Annotated in this window: 20 protein-coding genes; 15 read left to right on the forward strand and 5 right to left on the reverse strand. The window is 56.7% G+C overall.

The genetic code is table 11. The features are described from left to right. Positions 1–2: 2 nt before the first annotated feature. Positions 3–632 carry a GSH-dependent disulfide bond oxidoreductase gene (gene yfcG, locus CWM61_RS08610; protein ID WP_100631071.1) on the reverse strand — a complete coding sequence of 210 codons (630 nt, stop codon included), beginning with the start codon at positions 630–632 and terminating at the stop codon, positions 3–5. A gap of 190 nt (positions 633–822) precedes the next feature. Between yfcG and yfcF the strand changes: the two genes are divergently transcribed. From yfcF to yfcD, 3 genes are read left to right on the forward strand one after another with little or no spacing between them, the layout of a single operon-like run. Then, entirely contained in the window at positions 823–1467 is a 645-nt protein-coding gene (yfcF, locus tag CWM61_RS08615; RefSeq protein ID WP_061153784.1) for a glutathione transferase, read from the forward strand. Between the two features lie 56 nt (positions 1468–1523). Next, a complete protein-coding gene (gene yfcE / locus CWM61_RS08620; RefSeq protein WP_074387939.1) occupies positions 1524–2075 on the forward strand; it encodes a phosphodiesterase in 552 nt (183 codons plus the stop codon). A 57-nt stretch (positions 2076–2132) separates the two neighbouring features. Further along, on the forward strand, positions 2133–2678 hold the full coding sequence (gene yfcD / locus CWM61_RS08625; protein ID WP_012540981.1) for an NUDIX hydrolase YfcD: 546 nt from the start codon (positions 2133–2135) through the stop codon (positions 2676–2678). A 90-nt stretch (positions 2679–2768) separates the two neighbouring features. Here yfcD and pta read toward each other — a convergent pair whose 3' ends face one another. Beyond that, the gene (gene pta / locus CWM61_RS08630; RefSeq protein ID WP_074387940.1) at positions 2769–4916 is read right to left on the reverse strand and encodes a phosphate acetyltransferase; all 2148 of its coding nucleotides are present in this window, start codon (positions 4914–4916) and stop codon (positions 2769–2771) included. Between the two features lie 200 nt (positions 4917–5116). Continuing rightward, complete coding sequence (ackA, locus tag CWM61_RS08635; RefSeq protein ID WP_100631072.1) at positions 5117–6319, reverse strand: acetate kinase; 1203 nt, start codon at positions 6317–6319, stop codon at positions 5117–5119. Positions 6320–6657: 338 nt separating this feature from the next. Between ackA and yfbV the strand changes: the two genes are divergently transcribed. From yfbV to CWM61_RS08655, 4 genes are all read left to right on the forward strand, one after another. Continuing rightward, positions 6658–7113, forward strand: coding sequence for a terminus macrodomain insulation protein YfbV (gene yfbV, locus CWM61_RS08640; RefSeq protein WP_100631073.1), 456 nt, complete (start codon positions 6658–6660; stop codon positions 7111–7113). Positions 7114–7200: 87 nt separating this feature from the next. Next, on the forward strand, positions 7201–7695 hold the full coding sequence (locus CWM61_RS08645; protein WP_012540982.1) for a YfbU family protein: 495 nt from the start codon (positions 7201–7203) through the stop codon (positions 7693–7695). An 11-nt stretch (positions 7696–7706) separates the two neighbouring features. Continuing rightward, a complete protein-coding gene (locus tag CWM61_RS08650; protein ID WP_064160840.1) occupies positions 7707–8366 on the forward strand; it encodes a sugar phosphatase in 660 nt (219 codons plus the stop codon). A gap of 76 nt (positions 8367–8442) precedes the next feature. Then, a complete protein-coding gene (locus CWM61_RS08655; RefSeq protein ID WP_008803943.1) occupies positions 8443–10275 on the forward strand; it encodes an SLC13 family permease in 1833 nt (610 codons plus the stop codon). Positions 10276–10320: 45 nt separating this feature from the next. Here the strand turns inward: CWM61_RS08655 and yfbR are convergent, their stop codons facing one another. Together yfbR and alaA are read right to left on the reverse strand one after the other, a co-directional pair. Beyond that, complete coding sequence (gene yfbR / locus CWM61_RS08660) at positions 10321–10920, reverse strand: 5'-deoxynucleotidase (protein ID WP_002913188.1); 600 nt, start codon at positions 10918–10920, stop codon at positions 10321–10323. A gap of 81 nt (positions 10921–11001) precedes the next feature. After that, positions 11002–12219 (reverse strand): alanine transaminase AlaA, encoded by a 1218-nt coding sequence (gene alaA / locus CWM61_RS08665; RefSeq protein WP_008803944.1) that lies wholly within the window; start codon positions 12217–12219, stop codon positions 11002–11004. Between the two features lie 875 nt (positions 12220–13094). Here alaA and CWM61_RS08670 point away from each other — a divergent pair. The 8 genes from CWM61_RS08670 to nuoH all read left to right on the forward strand — a co-directional run bounded on the left by CWM61_RS08670 (position 13095) and on the right by nuoH (position 23273). After that, complete coding sequence (locus CWM61_RS08670) at positions 13095–14021, forward strand: LysR family transcriptional regulator (RefSeq protein ID WP_100631074.1); 927 nt, start codon at positions 13095–13097, stop codon at positions 14019–14021. Positions 14022–14670: 649 nt separating this feature from the next. Next, entirely contained in the window at positions 14671–15117 is a 447-nt protein-coding gene (gene nuoA, locus CWM61_RS08685; protein WP_002913181.1) for an NADH-quinone oxidoreductase subunit NuoA, read from the forward strand. 15 nt (positions 15118–15132) lie between these two features. Further along, on the forward strand, positions 15133–15807 hold the full coding sequence (gene nuoB / locus CWM61_RS08690) for an NADH-quinone oxidoreductase subunit NuoB (protein WP_002913178.1): 675 nt from the start codon (positions 15133–15135) through the stop codon (positions 15805–15807). 87 nt (positions 15808–15894) lie between these two features. After that, positions 15895–17703, forward strand: coding sequence for an NADH-quinone oxidoreductase subunit C/D (nuoC, locus tag CWM61_RS08695; RefSeq protein WP_074387942.1), 1809 nt, complete (start codon positions 15895–15897; stop codon positions 17701–17703). A gap of 2 nt (positions 17704–17705) precedes the next feature. Further along, positions 17706–18206 (forward strand): NADH-quinone oxidoreductase subunit NuoE, encoded by a 501-nt coding sequence (gene nuoE, locus CWM61_RS08700; RefSeq protein ID WP_002913160.1) that lies wholly within the window; start codon positions 17706–17708, stop codon positions 18204–18206. Further along, complete coding sequence (nuoF, locus tag CWM61_RS08705) at positions 18203–19540, forward strand: NADH-quinone oxidoreductase subunit NuoF (RefSeq protein WP_061153791.1); 1338 nt, start codon at positions 18203–18205, stop codon at positions 19538–19540. The genes nuoE and nuoF overlap by 4 nt, the downstream gene beginning before the upstream one ends. A gap of 32 nt (positions 19541–19572) precedes the next feature. Beyond that, complete coding sequence (gene nuoG, locus CWM61_RS08710; protein WP_100631075.1) at positions 19573–22299, forward strand: NADH-quinone oxidoreductase subunit NuoG; 2727 nt, start codon at positions 19573–19575, stop codon at positions 22297–22299. Further along, positions 22296–23273, forward strand: a complete 978-nt coding sequence (gene nuoH, locus CWM61_RS08715) for an NADH-quinone oxidoreductase subunit NuoH (protein WP_002913156.1) — start codon at positions 22296–22298, stop codon at positions 23271–23273. The genes nuoG and nuoH overlap by 4 nt, the downstream gene beginning before the upstream one ends. Positions 23274–23282 lie beyond the last annotated feature (9 nt).

Genomic DNA, 23282 nt, shown 5'->3' on the forward strand with positions numbered 1-23282 from the left:
GGTTAATAAGGCTGAATTTTTAGCATTGCTTCAACCGTCGCCGGCCGCTGCTTAATGCGCTCATACCAGTTGTGTACCGCCGGATAGTTCGCCAGATCGATACGCTGTCGGACATGGCTGTTGACCCAGGGCCAGGCGGCAATATCGGCGATGCTGTAATGGTCGCAGCCAAGCCATGGACTGGCTTCGAGGCGGTGATTGAGAACCCGGTACAGTCGCTGGGTTTCCACCTGAAAACGTTCAATGGCGTAGGGCACTGTTTGCGGCGCCGAGTGGGTAAAATGCTGATTTTGCCCCAGCATCGGCCCAAGACCGGCGACCTGCCAGAATAGCCATTGCAGAGTAATATAGCGCTCCCGCAGTTCACCGCTCAGCAGCTTGCCGCTTTTCTCCGCCAGATAGAGCAGGATGGCACCGGATTCGAAGACGCTCAACGGCGCTCCACCATCGGCAGGCATGTGGTCGACAATCGCCGGGATTTTGTTATTCGGCGAAATCGCCAGAAACTGCGGATGAAACTGTTCCCCTTTGCCGATATCGACCCGAATTAGCCGATAGGCCAGCTGCGCCTCTTCGAGAAACAGGGTGATTTTGTGGCCGTTTGGGGTGGGTGCATAGTAGAGATCGATCATAATATTTCCCGCCGTCGTGGGTCGCAAACTGTTCGAGTATAGGTGAAGCTGCGCAACCCGGGAGGAAATCCGCGAGCGGCGCGTCGCTCTGGAGGCAGCCACTTGATGCTGACGCGCGGACGAGCAGTGACATCGCCGGCAAGCCAGGCTATGTTGGCTTATTGTCCTGTTTACCACCCTTGAGGAAGCCATGAGCCAGCCTGTGATTACCCTGTGGTCCGATGCCGATTTTTTCTCACCGTATGTGATGTCTGTCTATGTCGCTCTGCAGGAAAAAAGCCTGCCTTTTAGCCTTAAAACCGTCGATCTGAACCGCGGCGAACATCTGCAGGCTGGCTGGACGGGCTATGCCGCCACCCGTCGCGTACCGCTGCTGGAGGTTGATGATTTCGCGCTGAGCGAGTCCTCGGCGATTACCGAGTATCTGGATGAGCGTTTCGCCCCGCCGGAGTGGGAGCGCATTTACCCGCATGACCTGCAAAAACGCGCCCGCGCCCGGCAGATCCAGGCCTGGCTGCGCAGCGATCTGGTGCCGATTCGTGAAGAGCGATCCACCGCCGTGGTGTTTGGCGGGGTGAAAATGCCGGCCCTCAGCGAGGCAGGCAAGCAATCTGCGGAAAAACTGTTTGCTACCGCCGCTACGCTACTGGCCCACGGCGGGCAAAATTTATTTGGCGAATGGTCTATTGCCGACGCCGACCTGGCGCTGATGCTCAATCGTCTGGTTCTCAATGGCGATGAGGTGCCGGAGGCGCTGGCCGATTATGCGACTTTCCAGTGGCAGCGGGCTTCAATCCAGCGTTACGTGGCGCTTTCCGCCAAACGCGCAGGCTGATCGCCCGCCGCGCTTCCGCTATCATAGTGGCATCGTAACCAGTGGAGATGGAATCTATGAAACTGATGTTTGCCTCCGATATTCATGGTTCGCTGCCCGCTACGGAACGCGTGCTTGAACGGTTCGCGCAAAGCGGCGCCAGGTGGCTTATTATTCTCGGCGATGTGCTCAATCACGGGCCACGCAATGCGCTGCCGGAAGGGTATGCGCCGGCGGAGGTGGCCGAGCGGCTTAACAGCGTGGCGGAGCGCATTATTGCCGTTCGCGGCAATTGCGACAGCGAAGTGGATCAGATGCTGCTTCGTTTTCCTATGACCGCGCCCTGGCAACAGGTGCTCAGCGAACGCTACCGCCTGTTTCTGACCCATGGCCATCTGTATAGCCCGGAAAATTTGCCGCCGCTGGACGCTGGTGATGTTCTGGCTTATGGCCATACTCATATTCCGGTCGCGGAAAAACGCGGTGCGATCTACCTGTTTAATCCAGGCTCAGTGAGTATCCCGAAAGGGGGATATTCCGCCAGCTATGGGCTGCTGGATGAGGGGCGTCTGCAGGTTTTAGCACTCAATGATAATCAGGTTATTGCAGAGGTCGCAATTTACCCGTAATTTAGCCCTCAATCATAAAGACGCGCCGCGAGAGCGCTTTCAAAGTAAGGTTTCCTGATGGCGGAACAGAATCATTTGGCAAGCACAGAATGGGTCGATATTGTTAATGAAAACAATGAGGTGATAGCACAATCCAGCCGCGAGCAGATGCGCGCGCAGTGCCTGCGTCACCGGGCGACCTATATCGTCGTTCACGACGGAATGGGGAAAATTCTGGTGCAGCGACGCACCGAGACAAAAGACTTTCATCCGGGCATGCTGGATGCGACCGCCGGCGGCGTCGTTCAGGCCGATGAGCAACTGCTGGAGTCTGCCCGTCGCGAGGCCGAAGAAGAGTTAGGCATCGCGGGAGTACCGTTTGCCGATCACGGTCAGTTTTATTATGAAGATAAGTTCTGTCGCGTCTGGGGAAGCCTGTTCAGCTGCGTCTCGCATGGGCCATTTGCGCTGCAGGAAGAAGAGGTAAGCGAGGTGTGTTGGTTAACGCCGGAAGAGATCACTGCCCGCTGCGATGAGTTCACGCCGGACTCGCTGAAAGCGTTGGCGCTGTGGATGACCCGTAATGCGGGTAATGAGTATGATGACGCGGAAGAGGGCGAGTAATATCGCCATCGCGCAGCAGCAACAGCTGCTCGCCTCCTGATGAAAAAAGGCAGCCATCTGGCTGCCTTTTGCTTTTATCTCAGCGGGGAATTAATTCTGCTGCTGAGCTGACTGGATCGCGGTCAGAGCGATGGTGTAGACGATATCGTCAACCAGCGCGCCACGAGACAGGTCGTTGACCGGCTTGCGCATACCCTGCAGCATCGGCCCGATGGAGATCAGGTCGGCAGAGCGCTGTACCGCTTTGTACGTGGTATTACCGGTGTTCAGATCCGGGAAGATGAACACGGTCGCGCGGCCAGCAACCGGCGAATTCGGCGCTTTGGATTTCGCCACGTCAGCCATGACGGCGGCGTCGTACTGCAGCGGGCCATCGATCATCAGGTCAGGACGTTTTTCCTGCGCCAGACGGGTCGCTTCGCGGACTTTCTCAACATCACTACCCGCGCCGGAGGTACCGGTGGAGTAGGAGAGCATCGCTACGCGCGGTTCGATACCGAAGGCAATCGCGGAGTCAGCGGACTGAATGGCGATTTCCGCCAGCTGTTCTGCCGTCGGATCCGGGTTGATCGCGCAGTCGCCGTAGACATAAACCTGTTCCGGCAGCAGCATGAAGAATACGGAAGAGACCAGCGAGCTGCCCGGTGCGGTTTTGATCAGCTGCAGTGGCGGACGAATGGTGTTGGCGGTGGTGTGAACCGCGCCGGACACCAGGCCGTCGACTTCGTCTTGTTCCAGCATCAGGGTGCCGAGAACCACGTTGTCTTCCAGCTGCTCGCGAGCGACTGCTTCGGTCATGCCCTTGCTCTTACGCAGTTCGACCAGGCGAGCCACGTAGCTTTCGCGAACCACTTCCGGGTCGACGATTTCGATACCCGCGCCCAGCTCAACGCCCTGCGCTGCGGCAACGCGGTTGATCTCATCCGGGTTACCCAGCAGCACACAGGTGGCGATGCCGCGTTCCGCACAGATAGCGGCGGCTTTCACCGTACGCGGTTCGTCGCCTTCCGGCAGGACAACGCGTTTGCCGGCTTTGCGCGCCAGCTCGGTCAGCTGGTAGCGGAAGGCTGGCGGGGAGAGACGACGGCTGCGTTCGGAGGTCGCGGTCAGCGATTCGATCCAGTCGGCGTTGATGTAGTTGGCCACGTATTCCTGAACTTTCTCGATGCGCTCGTGATCGTCAACCGGTACTTCGAGGTTGAAGCTCTGCAGGCTCAGGGAGGTCTGCCAGGTATTGGTATTGACCATAAACACCGGCAGGCCGGTGGCGAAGGCACGTTCGCACAGCTTGCTGATGCGCGAGTCCATTTCATAGCCGCCGGTCAGCAGAATGGCGCCGATTTCCACGCCGTTCATCGCGGCCAGGCAGGCCGCGACCAGCACGTCAGGACGGTCTGCCGAGGTGACCAGCAGCGAGCCTGCGCGGAAGTGCTCCAGCATGTGCGGGATGCTGCGCGCACAGAAGGTCACGGATTTCACGCGACGGGTGTTGATGTCGCCTTCGTTGATGATGGTGGCATTCAGGTGATGCGCCATGTCGATCGCGCGGGTGGCGATCAGATCGAAGCTCCACGGCACCGCGCCCAGCACCGGCAGGGAGCTGCCTTTCTGCAGCTGAGCCGGATCGATCTTCACGACTTTCGCTTTCGACGAGTCGTCGAAGATTTCGGACAGGTCAGGACGGGTACGGCCCTGCTCGTCGACCGGTGCATTCAGTTTGTTGACGATAACGCCGGTAATGCTGGTGTTTTTCGCGCCGCCAAAGCTGTTGCGGGTCAGTTCAATACGCTCATTCAGCTGTTCTGGCGTATCGGTGCCCTGCGACATCACGAAGACGATCTCCGCGTTCAGCGTTTTGGCGATTTCAAAGTTCAGCGCCTGGGCGAACTGATGCTTACGGGTCGGCACCAGACCTTCCACCAGTACCACTTCCGCGTCCTGGGTGTTCGCGTGATAGTTGGCGATGATCTCTTCCATCAGCACATCTTTCTGATTGCTGGAGAGCAGAGATTCAACGTGGCTCATCTTCAGCGGTTCAGCGGCGGTGGTGGTGGAGGAGCTGGCACGAACGATGGTGGTGGTCTGGTCTGGCGCATCGCCACCGGAACGCGGCTGAGCGATAGGTTTAAAGACGCTCAGACGAACGCCTTTGCGTTCCATAGCACGGATCACACCGAGGCTGACGCTGGTCAGGCCTACGCTGGTACCGGTAGGAATTAACATGATAGTACGGGACACGGTATATCCTCTTTCGTTACCGCCAGTATCAGGCGGGATACAAAACAGCACCACCAGCTACCCGTCATACTTCAAGTTGCATGCGCGTTGGCTCTACTTGCTCACCCCGGTCGCGTACGCTGTGTACGTGACCGGGGATTTGCTGCGTCGCCGCCTTCCTGCAGCTCGAATTATTGAAGGTTATGGCTGGCGGTGTGGAATTAAGCGGTCAGACGGCTGGCGTCTTGCGCGATGACCAGTTCTTCGTTGGTCGGGATAACCACGGCAGGACGGGTGCCTTCTTTGTTGATGAAACCAGACTTGCCGAAACGGGCAGCCAGGTTACGTTCGTGGTCAACTTCGAAGCCCAGTACGCCCAGTTTGCCCAGCGACAGTTCACGCACCATCGCGGCGTTTTCACCGATACCACCGGTGAAGATAACGGCGTCGAGACGGCCGTCCATCAGCGCGGTGTAGGAGCCGATGTATTTCGCCAGACGGTGGCAGTAAACGTCCATTGCACGCTTAGCATCCGCTTTTTCCTGGTAGTTGTCTTCCACGTAGCGGCAGTCGCTGGTGACTTCGGTCAGACCCAGCAGGCCGGACTCTTTGGTCAGCATTTTGTTGATCGCGTCAACGCTCATGCTCAGGGTGTCGTGCAGATGGAAGATGATAGCCGGGTCGATGTCGCCTGAGCGAGTACCCATCACCAGACCTTCCAGCGGCGTCAGACCCATGGAGGTATCAACGCATTTACCGTTACGGATAGCGGAAACAGAACCACCGTTGCCGAGGTGGCAGGTGATGATGTTCAGTTCTTCCACTGGCTTGTTCAGGATCTTAGCGGCTTCCTGAGTGACATAGAAATGGCTGGTGCCGTGCGCGCCGTAACGACGAACGCCGTGATCTTTATACAGGCTGTACGGCAGGGCGTAGAGGTAGGATTCTTCCGGCATGGTCTGGTGGAATGCCGTATCGAATACTGCCACGTTTTTGTCTTTCAGGTGCGGGAAGGATTTCAGCGCTTCAGCGATGCCGATCAGGTGTGCCGGGTTATGCAGCGGTGCGAAGGACGCAGCGTCTTTAATACCCTGAATCACAGACTCGTCGATCACCACGGAGCTGGTGTATTTTTCACCGCCGTGTACGATACGGTGGCCGATTGCGGTCAGCTGAGCAGACAGTTCTGGTTTTTGTGCCAGAATAGTGTTAACGATAAAGTTCAGTGCTTCACTGTGCGCGGCACCGGCGCCTAATTCAGCTTCTTGTTTGCCGCCGTCAATTTTCCATTTGATACGGGCTTCCGGCAGGTGGAAGCATTCCGCTAAACCGGACAGATATTCGTCACCGTTAACGGCATCAAGGATAGCAAATTTCAGAGAGGAGCTACCGCAGTTCAGAACCAGTACTAACTTACTCGACATGGAAGTACCTTTTTATGATACGTGGCTAAAAAAACGTCAGTGTGTCATTAGCGTAGCGCAGGATGACCTCGACATTTATGATTAACATCATGCCTTGTTCTGTTTTCGGGCACGATGAGAGAAGTACATTTGATTTTATGCCATTTTGCATAATTTTCAGCCAATGGCAGAATATGCGATAATTTGACTAGCCTGGCAAAAGAGTCTATCCGCCCTTTCAGGCGGGCACAGGATACCTGATTGCGGCATCCTTTGCCAAAATCTTTTGAACGTTGTCATGCATAGTTGGTGTTTTGCACGAATTTTTTAAGTTTTATATGTAAAGTTGAGGTAAAGCCATGTCGACCCCTGAGAAACGCCCCGTTAGCTTCTTTCGCTTGTTCAACCGCGGGCAGCATTACGCAAAGACCTGGCCTCTCGACAAGCGCCTCGCGCCGGTGTTTATCGAAAACCGCATTATTCGTGCCACCCGCTATGCTATCCGTATCATGCCGCCGATCGCCATTTTTACGCTGTGCTGGCAGATAGCCCTGGGCGGCCAGCTGGGTCCCGCTGTCGCCACCGCGCTGTTTGCCCTGAGCCTGCCGATGCAGGGATTATGGTGGTTGGGTAAGCGTTCGGTGACGCCGCTGCCGCCCTCCATTCTTAACTGGTTTTACGAAGTGCGCGGCAAACTGCAGGAGGCGGGGCAGGCGCTGGCGCCGGTCGAAGGCAAGCCCGATTATCAGGCGCTGGCTGACACGCTTAAGCGCGCCTTCAAACAACTGGATAAAACTTTCCTTGATGATTTGTAATTCACTACGGAAAACGCATATAAAAGAAGGCGCATGATTTATGCGCCTTCTTTATTTCACGCCCTACCGTGCTACAGGAGTCACAACATGGAAATGACCAATGCGCAGCGTCTGATTTTATCCAATCAGTACAAAATGATGACGATGCTCGACCCGGACAATGCGGAACGCTACCGTCGTCTGCAGACCATCATTGAGCGTGGGTATGGGCTGCAGATGCGCGAACTGGACCGCGAGTTTGGCCAGCTGACGGAAGAAACCTGCCGTACCGTTATCGATATCATGGAGATGTACCACGCGCTACATGTCTCCTGGACCAACCTGAAAGACGCGGCGGGTATCGACGAGCGTCGGGTTACCTTCCTCGGATTTGATGCCGCCACCGAAGCGCGTTTTCTCGGCTATGTACGCTTTATGGTCAATATTGAAGGCCGCTACAGCCATTTTGACGCCGGCACTCATGGCTTTAACTCGCAGACCCCGATGTGGGAGAAATATCAGCGGATGCTGAGCGTCTGGCACGCCTGTCCGCGCCAGTATCACCTGAGCAGTAATGAAATTAACCAAATTATCAATGCCTGAGGGAGGTGCCCGTGCAGTGTAAAGGTTTCCTGTTCGATTTAGACGGGACGCTGGTGGATTCCTTGCCGGTGGTGGAGCGTTCATGGTGTAAGTGGGGCGATCGTTTCGCCATTGACCATGATGAAATTCTCAGTTTTATTCACGGCAAGCAGGCCATTACCTCTATTCGCCATTTTATGCCGGGTCGTAGCGAGGAGGATATCCAGGCCGAATTCCGCTTCCTCGAGCAGATTGAAGCCACTGATATCGAGGGCATTGTCGCGCTGCCGGGGGCGTTAACCCTGCTGAGTACCCTCAATGAGGCTGGGATCCCATGGGCGATTGTCACTTCCGGGTCGGTGCCGGTTGCCCACGCGCGTCATCGCGCGGCAGGCCTGCCAATGCCGGAGGTCTTCATCACCGCTGAGCAGGTAAAACACGGAAAACCGGCGCCGGACGCCTATCTGCTGGGCGCCGAGCGGCTGGGACTACCGGCCGATCAGTGCGCGGTGGTAGAAGATGCGCCGGCGGGGCTGCTCTCCGGCCTGGCGGCGGGGTGTCGCACCATCGCGGTCAACGTGCCTGTCGATGCCCCTCGACTGGATGAAGCCGACCTCGTGCTGAGCAGCCTGGACGATCTGGTGGTCGAACGTCAGACGGACGGCTATGTTAATGTGCGTCTTAAAGCGTAAACGTATGATTTCGCCCCGCGTTGCCGGGGCTTTTTTATGCCACTATGTCGACTCCCACTTGTGACAAGGAAACGTTGTGAACGGTGAATTGATTTGGGTTTTATCCCTTCTGGCTATCGCGGTTGTGCTGTTTGCTACCGGCAAGGTGCGCATGGATGCTATCGCCCTGATGGTCATTGTTGCCTTCGTCCTCAGCGGCACGCTGACGCTGAATGAAGCCTTTTCCGGGTTCAGCGATCCTAACGTGATCCTGATTGCCGCCCTGTTTATTATCGGTGATGGCCTGGTGCGTACCGGGGTGGCCACCAAGATGGGGGCGTGGCTGGTGAGTGTGGCGGGCAACAGCGAAACCAAGATGCTGGTTTACCTGATGCTCACCGTCGCCGGGCTGGGTGCGTTTATGAGTTCAACCGGGGTGGTCGCCATTTTCATTCCGGTAGTGCTCAGCGTGTCGGCGCGGATGAATACCTCTCCCTCGCGGCTGATGATGCCGCTGAGCTTTGCCGGACTTATCAGCGGGATGATGACCCTGGTCGCAACGCCCCCCAACCTGGTCGTCAACAGTGAACTACTGCGCGAAGGGCTGCACGGCTTCAGTTTTTTCAGCGTCACGCCGATTGGCCTGGTGGTGCTGATCCTTGGCATCGTCTATATGCTGGCGGTGCGCTTTATGCTGAAGACAGAGAATGGCGAATCCGCGCGCGATGGCCGTAAAAGAAGCACCTTCCGCGATCTGATCCGCGAATATCACCTCACTGGCCGCGCCCGCCGGCTGGCGATCCGTCCCGGTTCGCCGATGATCGGCCAGCGTCTTGATGATTTAAAACTGCGTGAGCGGTACTGTGCCAACGTCATCGGCGTCGAACGCTGGCGGCGATTCCGTAGGGTGATTGTTAACGTCAACGGGGTATCGGAATTCCGCGCCCGCGACGTCCTGCTGATCGATATGTCCGCCTCCGATGTCGACTTACGCCAGTTCTGTGGTGAGCAGATGCTCGAGCCGATGGTGCTGCGCGGCGAGTATTTTGCCGATCAGGCGCTGGATGTGGGCATGGCGGAGGTGTCGCTGATCCCGGATTCGGAGATGATTGGGAAAACGGTGCGTGAGATAGCGTTCCGCACCCGGTTTGGTCTCAATATCGTCGGCATGAAGCGCGATGGCGAGGCGATGGATGGTTCCGTGGTCGATGAGCCGCTGCAGCTCGGCGATATCCTGCTGGTGGTCGGCAACTGGCGGCAAATTGCCCTGCTGGCGAAGCGTGGGCGGGATTTCGTGGTGCTCAATATGCCGGTTGAAGTGGATGACGCTTCGCCGGCGCACAGCCAGGCTCCGCACGCGATTTTCTGTCTGGTGCTGATGGTAGCCCTGATGCTCACCGATGAAATTCCCAATCCGATTGCCGCGATCATCGCCTGCCTGCTGATGGGCAAATTCCGCTGCATCAACGCCGAAAGCGCCTATAAGGCGATCCACTGGCCGAGCATTATTTTGATTGTCGGGATGATGCCGTTTGCCCTGGCGCTGCAGAAAACCGGTGGGGTAGATCTGGTAGTCAAGGGACTGATGGACGTCGCCGGAAGCGAGGGGCCTTATCTGATGCTCGGCTGCCTGTTTGTAATGTGCGCGGCGATAGGTCTGTTCATCTCTAATACCGCGACCGCGGTCCTGATGGCGCCCATAGCCCTGGCAGCGGCGAAGTCGATGGGGGTGTCGCCCTATCCTTTTGCCATGGTGGTGGCGATGGCGGCTTCGGCAGCGTTTATGACTCCGGTTTCCTCGCCGGTCAACACCCTGGTGCTTGGCCCGGGTAAGTATTCCTTCAGCGACTTTGTGAAGATTGGCGTGCCCTTCACCGTACTGGTGATGGTGGTCTGCGTACTGCTGATCCCGGTATTGTTTCCGTTTTAAGGGTGTCAGGCCGGGTAGGGCGCAACCGCTGCCCGGCCTGAAAAATTACAGTGGCGAATCCTGACTTATTTCATCCAGCGACAGCTGGAAGCTCGGGACAAACACCTGCATAAAGTAATCCATCTCTGCGCTTCGCCGCGACGCCAGCGTCTTTTCCAGACGGCCTTTGGCCAGCAGAAATTCGTTGTTACCCGCAGACAGCTCTTCGAGGCACTTCAGGTAAGCACAGAGGGCGTCAGCCTGTTTAACGATCGACTGCTCTTCCTCACTGTAGTGATGCTCATCAATCAGCGGCTCGAAAATATCGCGCAGCTCGTCAGGGACCATATCCACCAGCTTTTGCTGAGCAATTTTCTCAATCGCCTTATATTCCTGGGCAATCTGGGAATTGAAATATTTCACCGGGGTAGGGAGGTCGCCAGTTAATACTTCGGAGGCGTCATGGTACATCGCCAGCAGGGCGATACGTTCGGCGTTGACCTGGCCGCCAAATTTGCGGTTTTTAATTGCCGCCAGCGCATGGGCGACCATCGCCACCTGCAGACTGTGTTCGGAGACATTTTCGGTGCGCACGTTGCGCATCAGTGGCCAGCGGTTGATCAGTTTCAGGCGGGAGAGGTGGGCAAAGAAATGACTCTGACTCATAGGAACCCTTAATCAGTGACAACATCGGGTTCCATTGTGCGCAGGGATCGCCGCCGGATGCAAATGCCGGCGGCGGAGCGATTAAAGCTGGTGGTAGCCGGAGAGGAAGCGGCCAAAGCGGGAGATCGCCATCTCCAGGTCGTCTTCGCGAGGCAGCGTCACAATGCGCACATGATCCGGCCACGGCCAGTTGAACGCGGTGCCCTGTACCAGCAGTACTTTCTCCTGTAGCAGGAAGTCGAGCACCATTTTCTGGTCGTCGTGAATATTGAAGCGTTTGGCGTCAATTTTCGGGAACATGTACAGCGCGCCTTTTGGCTTCATGCAGGAGACGCCCGGAATATCGTTGATCAGCTCCCAGGCGCGGTTGCGTTGTTCATACAGGCGCCCGCCGGGGATGATGAATTCGCTGATACTCTGGTAGCCGCCCAGCGCCGTCTGGATAGCATGTTGTGCCGGCACGTTGGCGCATAGACGCATCGACGCCAGCATCTCCAGGCCTTCGATATAGCCCTTCGCGTGTTTTTTCGGGCCATTCAGCACCATCCACCCCTGGCGGAAGCCGGCAACACGGTAGGTTTTCGACAGTCCGTTAAAGGTCACGGTCAGCAGATCCGGCGCCAGAGCAGCAATCGAGTGATGCTGGGCTTCGTCGTAGAGGATCTTATCGTAGATCTCATCGGCGAAAATAATCAGGTTATGCTGCCGGGCGATCTCGACGATCTCCTGCAGCAGTTCTTTGGAATAGACCGCGCCGGTGGGGTTGTTGGGGTTAATGATCACGATCCCGCGGGTGCGCGGCGTGATTTTTGCGCGGATATCGTCAAGATCCGGGAACCAGTCAGCGGATTCGTCGCACAGATAGTGGACCGCTTTGCCACTGGAAAGCGACACCGCCGCCGTCCACAGCGGGTAGTCCGGCGCGGGAACCAGCATCTCATCGCCGCTGTTTAACAGCGCCTGCATCGCCTGCACAATCAGTTCGGACACGCCGTTGCCGATGTAAATATCTTCTACCGTGACATCACGCATTCCCCGGGCCTGGTAATGCTGCATAATGGCTTTGCGCGCCGAGTACAACCCTTTCGAATCGCAGTAACCCTGGGCAGTAGGAAGATTGCGGATGACGTCGACGAGGATCTCGTCAGGGGCCTCGAAGCCGAATGGCGCCGGGTTGCCGATGTTCAGTTTCAGAACTTTATTGCCTTCTTCCTCAAGACGTTTCGCTTCTTTCAGAACCGGGCCACGGATGTCGTAACAGACGTTCTCTAACTTGCTGGATTTTTCGATGGGGGACATGAATCTTGACCTTTTAGCTGTTATCGCCACTCCCTGCCGTGGAAGTCAGCACGGAACAATGTACTCCGCATCCCCGCTGTTTTGAAGGCTTTGCAGGAGAAGATTTTGCTAACACAGGATTTTAAGCGTAATTGATTTATCTGCCGCTTGTGGCTTTAGATTGTATCTTATACCTGTTTATGGTGGTTTTTTGGTCGTATATGTAGGCGATATGTCGTTTTTGCCATCATTTATCTGGTTTGTTTGTGAGGGGGAGGGGCGAACGAAGAATGTTGGTGGGCTAAAAAACGCTATCCTTAATGCAATATCGGCTCATTTGTAATTTTGATGTTAAATAATATCAATAAAAAACAGCGTGCGAGTGCATTATTATTATTTTTGACAGGTAATAATCTGAAGTTTGTTAATTTATATAAAATGTTGAAAAAAATTTAAAATTATCTGAGTTAATCCTTATTTAGGCTTATAAAAAGGACGGGAATCGGTTAGAATATCGCCGTTAATATCAGTGATAGCCGGTAAGCACTCCGGTTGGATTGATACTTAATATATTGTTATTGCAGAATTTTATTGTTCATCCTTCCCTGCGTAAACGTGCGGTGGAAGAGAGGCTTTCTCACCGCCACTGGCCGCTTTTCCGGCGCGACGTATGACGCCTGACTGACCGTGGTAATAAATAACAATGAGAAATACGAACAATATATTACTCCGTGGTTCTGCGCATTTGCCCAGACGAGTACTTTAGCATGTAATAACGTTCGTCCAGTTGTTTATCCGCCATCTGACGGTGAGCACGAGGCTCAGGGAATAGCCGGAAACCTGGCGTAAAGCATCAACAAGGCAGGTCAGCGTTAGCCACCTGTAAGTGAAGAAATATGATTAATACAACACGTCCGATACTCAACCTTGATCTCGATCTGCTGCGCACCTTTGTGGCAGTCGCTGATTTGAACACCTTCGCCGCTGCCGCTGCCGCAGTGTGTCGTACCCAGTCCGCGGTCAGCCAGCAAATGCAACTCCTCGAGCAACTGGTTGGCAAAGAGCTTTTCGCCCGTCACGGGCGTAATAAACTGCTCACTGAGCAGGGGATCCAGCTGCTGGGGTATGCTCGCAAAATCCTGCGCTTTAACGATGAAGCCTGCATGTCGTTAATGTATGGCAGCCTGCAGGGGGGACTGACCATCGGTGCCTCGGAAGAAACGGCTGATACCATCCTGCCGTTTTTGTTAAACCGCATCGGCTGCTTCTATCCCAGAATGACGCTGGAGATCAAAGTCCATCCTCATGCCGCAATTATGACGATGCTGGCCGAGGGGCTGATTGATCTGGCGTTGACCACCCATCAGCCTCCCGGCTTTACCTCTTTCACCCTGAGAACGTCACCGACCCTCTGGTACTGTGCGGCGGAATATGTGCTGGCGAAGGGGGAGTCTATTCCCCTGATCCTGCTCGAAGAGCCAGGCCCATTCCGCCAGGATATTATTGCCGCGCTGGAGGCTGCCCGCGTCTCGTGGCATCTGGCCCATGGCGCTTCGTCTCTCTCCGGGGTGAAAGCGGCGGTTAAAGCCGGGCTGGGCGTCACCGCGCGACCCGTCGAAATGATGAGCCCCGATTTGCGCGTGGCTGGCACCAGCGATGGATTGCCGGGCCTGCCGGATACCCGGTATGTGGTCAGTTGCAATCCACAGACAGCGAGCGAGCTGCCGCAGGTGATTTTTCAGTCGCTGAGTCAGGAGAGCGACCCCTGGCGAACGGGGCCGGCACTTACCCCGGAAGAGGGAGATAACACCTTCATTTTGTAAGGGCAATTTTGCTAACAAAGATCACAAAAACTGGTAACAGAATGTAAGTGGGCAAAAAGAGCCTCAGGGGAGGGTTTCCCGCCTGGTGGCTCTTTTTTTTGCACTATTATTGATGTTTTGAATGTTTTTTTTATTTCTTTCCTGAAAAATCAGCGTATTGGCGTGACCGAGCGCTCACCTTGTCGACTTTTCCCTGCACTTTCAACACTTCCTGCTAATGTTAAAAAACCGGACGGATTGTTGCCGATTTCCTGGGGTAATTAACAAAACCGTGTCACAGATCAAGAAAATACCCCTCTTTGGGGGGAGGAATCGAGGCTAAATCCTGTCAAAATAGAAGGGATTTTTGATTTACGACGGAAACGGACACGATTCAACAACACTAAAACCGAACAGTATGCAAGGTTATTTCGCATAAAAGGGCATTTAATGTTAATGAAAAGATTCCAATGTAAATTAATGTTATGAAAACTTTTGTTAAAGTTGACAAAAGGTTAAAGAAAGGGGTAAAAAGCCACGGCATCTGGGCTTCTCACATCAACCAGGGACGCTTTTTTGCACGGTTTTTTTACTCCTCCCGTGAAACGCTGTGGCGTTCATCTGCCAGTAAGAGCAGAGGGTTTTGGCGCTACACTTTTTTGGTTAAGCAATGCGTATGTCAACATCCACTGAAGTCATCGCTCATCATTGGGCATTCGCTATATTTCTCATCATCGCTATCGGCCTGTGCTGCCTCATGCTCGTCGGCGGCTGGTACCTTGGCGGTCGCGCGCGCGCGCGTAGCAAAAACACGCCGTTTGAATCGGGGATCGACTCCGTTGGTTCGGCCCGCTTACGTCTTTCTGCGAAGTTTTATCTGGTTGCCATGTTCTTCGTTATCTTCGACGTGGAAGCCCTGTATCTCTACGCATGGTCGACTTCTATCCGCGAGAGCGGCTGGGTCGGCTTTGTGGAAGCCGCAATTTTCATTTTAGTGCTACTGGCTGGTCTGGTTTATCTCGTTCGCATCGGCGCACTGGACTGGACGCCTGCGCGTTCCCGTCGCACGCTGGTTAATCCGGAAACAGACAGTCCCACTAACCGTCATATGCAGTAAAAGCGAGGCAATAAGATGGATTATACGCTCACCCGCATAGATCCTAACGGTGAGAACGACCGTTACCCCCTGCAGAAACAGGAGATCGTCACCGACCCCCTGGAGCAGGAAGTCAATAAAAGCGTGTATATGGGGAAACTCGAGCACGCGCTGCATGACATGGTGAACTGGGGCCGTAAGAACTCAATTTGGCCGTATAACTTCGGCCTTTCTTGCTGTTATGTGGAAATGGTGACGTCATTCACTGCGGTGCATGACGTTGCGCGTTTTGGGGCAGAAGTTCTGCGCGCCTCTCCGCGTCAGGCGGACCTGATGGTGGTCGCTGGAACCTGCTTTACCAAAATGGCGCCGGTTATTCAGCGTCTGTACGATCAGATGCTGGAGCCGAAGTGGGTGATCTCCATGGGCGCCTGCGCTAACTCCGGCGGCATGTACGACATCTATTCTGTCGTCCAGGGCGTGGATAAATTCATTCCGGTCGACGTGTACATCCCGGGCTGCCCGCCGCGTCCGGAGGCCTATATGCAGGCGCTGATGCTGCTGCAGGAGTCCATTGGTAAAGAACGTCGTCCGCTCTCATGGGTGGTTGGCGATCAGGGCGTTTATCGCGCCAATATGCAGTCGGAACGCGAGCGTAAACGCGGCGAACGTATTGCAGTGACCAATCTGCGGACGCCGGACGAGATTTAATTTGCGCCTGCGGGCGGGAATACCACTTCGCAAATCAATCTACAACAACGCGAAGTCTCGCCCGGCAGTCACCACGGACCTTTTGCAATGGTGAACAATATGACCGATTTAACCGCGCATGACGCCGCACCAGCCTGGCAAACCCGCGATCACCTCGATGACCCGGTGATCGGCGAACTGCGCAACCGCTTTGGGCCGGATGCCTTTACCGTTCAGCCAACCCGCACCGGCGTACCAGTGGTGTGGGTGAAGCGTGAGCAACTGCTTGAGGTGGGTGATTTCCTGAAGAAATTGCCGAAGCCTTACGTGATGCTGTTTGATCTGCACGGCATGGACGAACGTCTGCGCACGCACCGCGATGGCCTGCCCGCCGCGGATTTTTCCGTTTTCTATCATCTGATTTCTATCGACCGCAACCGCGACATCATGCTCAAGGTGGCGCTGTCTGAAAACGATCTGCATCTGCCGACTTTCACCAAACTGTTCCCCAACGCCAACTGGTATGAGCGTGAAACCTGGGAAATGTTTGGCATGACCTTCGATGGCCACCCGAATCTGCGCCGCATCATGATGCCGCCGACCTGGGAAGGCCACCCGCTGCGTAAAGACTATCCGGCGCGCGCTACCGAATTCGATCCGTTTGAGCTGACCAAAGCCAAGCAGGATCTGGAGATGGAAGCGTTGACCTTCAAACCGGAAGAGTGGGGCATGAAGCGCAGCACCGACAACGAGGACTTCATGTTCCTCAACCTCGGTCCGAACCACCCGTCTGCCCACGGTGCATTCCGTATTATTCTGCAGCTGGATGGCGAAGAGATCGTCGACTGCGTGCCGGACATCGGTTACCACCATCGTGGCGCCGAGAAGATGGGCGAACGCCAGTCCTGGCACAGCTACATCCCGTATACCGACCGTATCGAATATCTCGGCGGTTGCGTCAACGAGATGCCGTACGTGCTGGCGGTGGAAAAACTGGCCGGGATCACCGTGCCGGATCGCGTCAACGTGATCCGCGTGATGTTGTCCGAACTGTTCCGCATCAACAGCCACCTGCTGTATATCTCGACCTTTATTCAGGACGTCGGCGCGATGACGCCGGTCTTCTTCGCCTTTACCGACCGGCAGAAAATCTACGATCTGGTGGAAGCGATCACCGGTTTCCGTATGCACCCGGCGTGGTTCCGCATCGGCGGCGTTGCCCACGATCTTCCGCGCGGCTGGGATCGCCTGCTGCGGGAATTCCTCGAGTGGATGCCGAAGCGTCTGGATTCTTACGAGAAAGCCGCGCTGCGCAATACCATTCTGATTGGCCGTTCCAAAGGCGTAGCCGCTTACACCGCCAAAGAGGCGCTGGAGTGGGGCACCACCGGCGCAGGCCTGCGCGCCACCGGTATCGGCTTCGACGTGCGTAAATGGCGTCCTTATTCTGGTTACGAAAACTTCGACTTCGAAGTCCCGACCGGCGGTGGCGTTTCTGACTGCTACACCCGTGTGATGCTGAAAGTCGAAGAGCTGCGCCAGAGCCTGCGCATTCTTCAGCAGTGCCTCGATAACATGCCGGAAGGCCCGTTCAAAGCGGATCATCCGCTGACCACGCCGCCGCCGAAAGAGCGCACGCTGCAGCATATCGAAACCCTGATCACCCACTTCCTGCAGGTATCGTGGGGCCCGGTGATGCCGGCCAACGAATCCTTCCAGATGATTGAGGCGACCAAAGGGATTAACAGTTACTACCTGACCAGCGACGGCAGCACCATGAGCTACCGTACCCGCGTGCGTACGCCGAGCTTTGCGCATCTGCAGCAGATCCCGTCGGCGATCCGCGGCAGCCTGGTATCCGACCTGATCGTTTATCTGGGTAGTATCGATTTTGTTATGTCAGACGTGGACCGCTAATTATGCACGAGAATCAACAACCACAAACCGAGGCTTTTGAGCTGAGTGCGGCTGAGCGTGAGGCTATTGAGCACGAGAAGCACCACTACGAAGACCCGCGTGCGGCGTCCATCGAAGCGCTGAAAATTGTCCAAAAACAGCGCGGCTGGGTGCCGGATGGCGCGATCTATGCGATCGCCGATGTGCTGGGGATCCCGGCCAGCGACGTCGAAGGCGTGGCAACATTTTACAGCCAGATTTTCCGCCAGCCGGTTGGCCGTCACGTGATCCGCTACTGCGACAGCGTGGTGTGCCACATTACCGGCTATCAGGGTATTCAGGCCGCCATTGAGAAGAAGCTGAATATCAAGCCAGGGCAGACCACCTTCGATGGCCGCTTCACGCTGCTGCCGACCTGCTGCCTGGGCAACTGCGACAAGGGACCGACCATGATGATTGATGAGGACACTCACAGTCATCTGACGCCGGAGGCAATTCCTGACCTGCTGGAGCAGTACAAATGAAAACCGTAATTCGTACTGCGGAAACGCATCCGCTCACCTGGCGTCTGCGCGACGACAAGCAGCCGGTATGGCTGGACGAGTATCGCAGCAAAAACGGTTACGAAGGGGCACGTAAAGCCCTGACCGGGATGGCGCCGGATGAAATCGTTAATGCGGTAAAAGACGCTGGCCTGAAAGGGCGCGGCGGTGCGGGCTTCTCCACGGGTCTGAAGTGGAGCCTGATGCCGAAAGACGAATCCATGAACATCCGTTACCTGCTGTGTAACGCCGATGAAATGGAGCCGGGCACCTATAAAGACCGTCTGCTGATGGAGCAACTGCCGCACCTGCTGGTGGAAGGCATGCTGATCTCCGCGTTTGCGCTGAAAGCGTACCGCGGCTACATCTTCCTGCGCGGCGAATATATCGAAGCGGCACAGCATCTGCGTCGCGCGATTGCCGAAGCCACCGAAGCGGGCCTGTTGGGGAAAAACATCCTTGGCACCGGGTTTGACTTCGAACTGTTCGTGCACACCGGGGCAGGGCGCTATATCTGCGGTGAAGAGACGGCGCTGATCAACTCCCTGGAAGGTCGCCGTGCTAACCCGCGCTCCAAGCCGCCGTTCCCGGCGAGCTCCGGCGTGTGGGGCAAGCCGACCTGCGTCAACAACGTGGAAACCCTGTGCAACGTGCCGGCGATCCTCGCCAACGGCGTCGAGTGGTACCAGAACATTTCCACCAGCAAAGATGCTGGCACCAAGCTGATGGGCTTCTCCGGCCGGGTGAAGAATCCGGGCGTCTGGGAGCTGCCGTTCGGCACCACCGCGCGTGAGATCCTCGAAGATTACGCCGGCGGCATGCGCGATGGCCTGAAGTTTAAAGCCTGGCAGCCGGGTGGAGCAGGGACCGACTTCCTGACCGAAGCGCACCTCGATCTGCCGATGGAGTTCGAAAGCATTGGTAAAGCGGGCAGCCGTCTGGGCACCTCGCTGGCGATGGCCGTTGACCACGAGATCAACATGGTCTCGCTGGTGCGCAACCTTGAAGAGTTCTTTGCCCGCGAGTCCTGCGGCTGGTGTACGCCGTGCCGTGATGGACTGCCGTGGAGCGTGAAGATCCTGCGCGCCCTGGAGCGCGGCGAAGGCCAGCCTGGCGATATCGAAACGCTTGAGCAACTCTGTCGATTCCTGGGCCCGGGTAAAACCTTCTGCGCACACGCGCCGGGTGCGGTCGAACCGCTGCAGAGCGCGATTAAATATTTCCGCGAAGAATTCGAGGCTGGCATTAAGCAGCAGTTTAGCAATACCCATGCAATTAACGGTATTCAGCCGAACCTGCTTAAGACGCGCTGGTAATCTAAAGGTTTTTTATTTTTGGAAGCACGCAAATGGCTACGATTCATGTAGACGGCAAAGAATACGAGGTCAACGGGGCGGACAACCTGCTAGAGGCTTGTCTCTCTCTTGGTCTTGATATTCCCTACTTTTGCTGGCACCCGGCGCTAGGGAGCGTTGGTGCTTGCCGCCAGTGTGCGGTGAAGCAATATCAGAACGCGGAAGACACGCGTGGTCGCCTGGTGATGTCCTGTATGACTCCGGCATCCGACGGCACCTTTATTTCTATTGACGACGGCGAAGCGAAGCAGTTCCGCGAAAGCGTGGTGGAGTGGTTGATGACTAACCACCCGCACGACTGCCCGGTCTGTGAAGAAGGGGGCAACTGCCACCTGCAGGATATGACGGTGATGACCGGCCATAGCTTCCGCCGCTATCGTTTCACCAAGCGTACCCACCGCAACCAGGATCTGGGGCCGTTTATTTCGCACGAAATGAACCGCTGCATCGCCTGTTACCGCTGCGTGCGCTACTACAAAGATTATGCCGACGGCACCGATCTGGGCGTCTATGGCGCGCATGACAACGTCTACTTCGGCCGCCCGGAAGATGGCACCCTGGAAAGCGAGTTCTCCGGCAACCTGGTGGAAGTCTGCCCGACCGGCGTCTTCACCGACAAAACGCACTCCGAGCGCTATAACCGTAAGTGGGACATGCAGTTTGCGCCGAGCATCTGCCAGCAGTGTTCCATCGGCTGCAACATTAGCCCGGGCGAACGCTATGGTGAACTGCGTCGTATTGAAAACCGCTATAACGGTACCGTGAACCGCTACTTCCTCTGCGACCGCGGTCGTTTCGGCTATGGCTACGTGAACCTGAAAGACCGTCCGCGTCAGCCGGTTCAGCGCCGCGGCGACGATCTGATTGCCCTCAACGCCGAGCAGGCGATGCAGGGGGCGGCGGATATTCTGCGCCAGTCGAAGAAAGTGATCGGTATCGGCTCCCCGCGCGCCAGCATCGAAAGCAACTTCGCGCTGCGCGAGCTGGTGGGCGCCGACAACTTCTATACCGGCATCGCCAAAGGCGAACAAGCGCGCCTGCAGATGATGCTGAAAGTGCTGCGTGAAGGCGGGATCCATACCCCAAGCCTGCGCGATATCGAATCCTACGATGCGGTACTGGTGCTGGGCGAGGACATTACCCAGACCGGCGCGCGCGTGGCCCTGGCAGTCCGCCAGGCGGTGAAAGGGAAAGCACGCGAAATGGCAGCGGCGCAGAAAGTAGCCGACTGGCAGATCGCCGCGATCCTCAACATCGGGCAGCGCGCCAAGCACCCATTATTCGTCACCAACATCGATGACACCCGCCTGGATGACATTGCCGCGTGGACCTACCGCGCGCCGGTGGAAGATCAGGCGCGTCTGGGCTTCGCTATCGCCCATGCGCTGGACGACAGCGCGCCGGCAGTTGATGGCCTGAGCCAGGACCTGAAGGGTAAGGTTGACGTGATTGTCCAGGCGCTGGCCGGGGCGAAAAAACCACTGATTATCTCCGGAACCAACGCCGGCAGCATGGAGATCATCCAGGCCGCCGCTAACGTCGCAAAAGCCCTGAAAGGCCGCGGCGCCGACGTCGGCGTGACCATGGTCGCCCGCGCGGTGAACAGCGTCGGTCTGGGCATGATCGGCGGCGGCTCGCTTGAAGAGGCGCTGGACGAACTGGAAAGCGGCGCCGCCGACGCGGTTATCGTGCTGGAAAACGACCTTCACCGTCATGCTTCCGCCGCGCGCGTTGACGCTGCGCTGGCGAAAGCCCCGCTGGTGATGGTGGTTGACCATCAGCGCACCGCGATTATGGACAAAGCGCACCTGGTGCTCTCTGCTGCAAGCTTTGCGGAAAGCGACGGGACCGTGGTGAACAACGAAGGCCGCGCTCAGCGTTTCTTCCAGGTCTACGACCCGGCTTACTACGACGCGAAAACCGTGATGCTGGAGAGCTGGCGCTGGCTGCATTCGCTGCACAGCACCGTCAACAACCGTCAGGTTGACTGGACGCAGCTGGACCATGTCATCGATGCGGCGATTACCGCACTGCCGCAGCTGGCAGGCATTAAAGATGCCGCGCCGGATGCGACCTTCCGCATTCGCGGCCAGAAGCTGGCGCGTGAACCGCACCGCTACAGCGGCCGTACGGCGATGCGCGCCAACATCAGCGTGCATGAGCCGCGTCAGCCGCAGGATAAAGACACGATGTTCGCCTTCTCAATGGAAGGGAACAACCAGCCGTCCGCACCGCGTTCGCAGATCCCGTTCGCCTGGGCGCCGGGCTGGAACTCCCCGCAGGCATGGAACAAGTTCCAGGATGAAGTGGGCGGGAAACTGCGCCACGGCGATCCGGGCGTTCGACTGTTTGAAGCGTCCGCCAACGGGCTGGAGTACTTCACCGCGGTGCCGGCCAGCTTCCAGGCGGAAGAGGGCAAATGGCGTATCGCGCCGTACTACCATCTGTTTGGCAGCGATGAGCTGTCTCAGCGCGCGCCGGTGTTCGAGAGCCGAATGCCTGAGCCGTACATTAAGCTGAACCCGGTGGATGCCGCGAAGCTGGGCGTTAACGCGGGGGCAACGCTCTCCTTTAGCGTGGAAGGCCAGACCCTGCGTCTGCCGCTGGTTATCTCTGAAGGGCTGACCGCAGGACAGGTTGGCTTACCGATGGGGATGCCTGGCATTGCGCCGGTGCTGACCGGATCGCGTATTGATTCACTGCAGGAGGCGAAAGCATGAGCTGGTTAACGCCGGATCTTATCGACATTCTGTTAAGCATCCTGAAGGCCGTGGTCATTCTGCTGGTGGTCGTCACCTGTGGCGCGTTCATGAGCTTCGGCGAGCGTCGTCTGCTCGGTCTGTTCCAGAACCGCTACGGACCTAACCGCGTCGGCTGGGGCGGTTCGCTGCAGCTGGTCGCCGACATGATCAAGATGTTCTTCAAAGAGGACTGGATCCCGCGCTTCTCCGATCGCGTGATCTTTACTCTGGCGCCGGTTATAGCCTTTACCTCGCTGCTGCTGGCCTTTGCTATCGTGCCGGTCAGCCCGACGTGGGTGGTGGCTGACCTGAACATCGGCATCCTGTTCTTCCTGATGATGGCAGGCCTGGCGGTCTATGCGGTGCTGTTCGCCGGCTGGTCGAGCAACAACAAATACTCGCTGCTGGGGGCAATGCGTGCTTCCGCGCAGACCCTGAGCTACGAAGTGTTTCTCGGTCTGTCCCTGATGGGCGTGGTGGCGCAGGCGGGGTCATTCAATATGACCGATATCGTCAACAACCAGGCGCATCTGTGGAACGTCATCCCGCAGTTCTTCGGCTTCGTGACTTTCGCCATCGCTGGCGTGGCGGTGTGTCACCGTCACCCGTTCGATCAGCCGGAAGCGGAGCAGGAACTGGCTGATGGTTACCACATTGAATATTCCGGCATGAAATTCGGTCTGTTCTTCGTGGGTGAATACATCGGTATCGTCACCGTTTCAGCGCTGATCGTCACGCTGTTCTTCGGCGGCTGGAATGGCCCGTGGTTACCTCCTTTCATCTGGTTCGCGCTGAAAACCGCGTTCTTCATGATGATGTTCATTTTGATCCGCGCATCATTACCGCGTCCGCGCTATGACCAGGTAATGTCCTTTGGCTGGAAGGTATGCCTGCCGTTAACGCTGGTCAACTTGTTGGTAACGGCGGCTGTCATTCTCTGGCAGGCGCAATAAGGGGTGAAT

It is taken from the genome of Klebsiella sp. K-Nf6 (assembly GCF_002806655.1).
Lineage (GTDB): Bacteria > Pseudomonadota > Gammaproteobacteria > Enterobacterales > Enterobacteriaceae > Klebsiella > Klebsiella variicola.

What these genes read in the sequence shown, in the direction of transcription:
- nuoH (WP_002913156.1), top strand. Translation starts at nt 22,296, where the DNA reads ATGAGCTGGTTAACGCCGGATCTTATCGACATTCTGTTAAGCATCCTG.
- CWM61_RS08670 (WP_100631074.1), top strand. Translation starts at nt 13,095, where the DNA reads ATGATTAATACAACACGTCCGATACTCAACCTTGATCTCGATCTGCTG.
- nuoB (WP_002913178.1), top strand. Translation starts at nt 15,133, where the DNA reads ATGGATTATACGCTCACCCGCATAGATCCTAACGGTGAGAACGACCGT.
- ackA (WP_100631072.1), bottom strand. Translation starts at nt 6,319, where the DNA reads ATGTCGAGTAAGTTAGTACTGGTTCTGAACTGCGGTAGCTCCTCTCTG.
- yfcF (WP_061153784.1), top strand. Translation starts at nt 823, where the DNA reads ATGAGCCAGCCTGTGATTACCCTGTGGTCCGATGCCGATTTTTTCTCA.
- alaA (WP_008803944.1), bottom strand. Translation starts at nt 12,219, where the DNA reads ATGTCCCCCATCGAAAAATCCAGCAAGTTAGAGAACGTCTGTTACGAC.
- nuoG (WP_100631075.1), top strand. Translation starts at nt 19,573, where the DNA reads ATGGCTACGATTCATGTAGACGGCAAAGAATACGAGGTCAACGGGGCG.
- yfcG (WP_100631071.1), bottom strand. Translation starts at nt 632, where the DNA reads ATGATCGATCTCTACTATGCACCCACCCCAAACGGCCACAAAATCACC.
- nuoE (WP_002913160.1), top strand. Translation starts at nt 17,706, where the DNA reads ATGCACGAGAATCAACAACCACAAACCGAGGCTTTTGAGCTGAGTGCG.
- yfbR (WP_002913188.1), bottom strand. Translation starts at nt 10,920, where the DNA reads ATGAGTCAGAGTCATTTCTTTGCCCACCTCTCCCGCCTGAAACTGATC.
- yfcE (WP_074387939.1), top strand. Translation starts at nt 1,524, where the DNA reads ATGAAACTGATGTTTGCCTCCGATATTCATGGTTCGCTGCCCGCTACG.
- CWM61_RS08645 (WP_012540982.1), top strand. Translation starts at nt 7,201, where the DNA reads ATGGAAATGACCAATGCGCAGCGTCTGATTTTATCCAATCAGTACAAA.
- yfbV (WP_100631073.1), top strand. Translation starts at nt 6,658, where the DNA reads ATGTCGACCCCTGAGAAACGCCCCGTTAGCTTCTTTCGCTTGTTCAAC.
- nuoC (WP_074387942.1), top strand. Translation starts at nt 15,895, where the DNA reads ATGGTGAACAATATGACCGATTTAACCGCGCATGACGCCGCACCAGCC.
- nuoF (WP_061153791.1), top strand. Translation starts at nt 18,203, where the DNA reads ATGAAAACCGTAATTCGTACTGCGGAAACGCATCCGCTCACCTGGCGT.
- nuoA (WP_002913181.1), top strand. Translation starts at nt 14,671, where the DNA reads ATGCGTATGTCAACATCCACTGAAGTCATCGCTCATCATTGGGCATTC.
- yfcD (WP_012540981.1), top strand. Translation starts at nt 2,133, where the DNA reads ATGGCGGAACAGAATCATTTGGCAAGCACAGAATGGGTCGATATTGTT.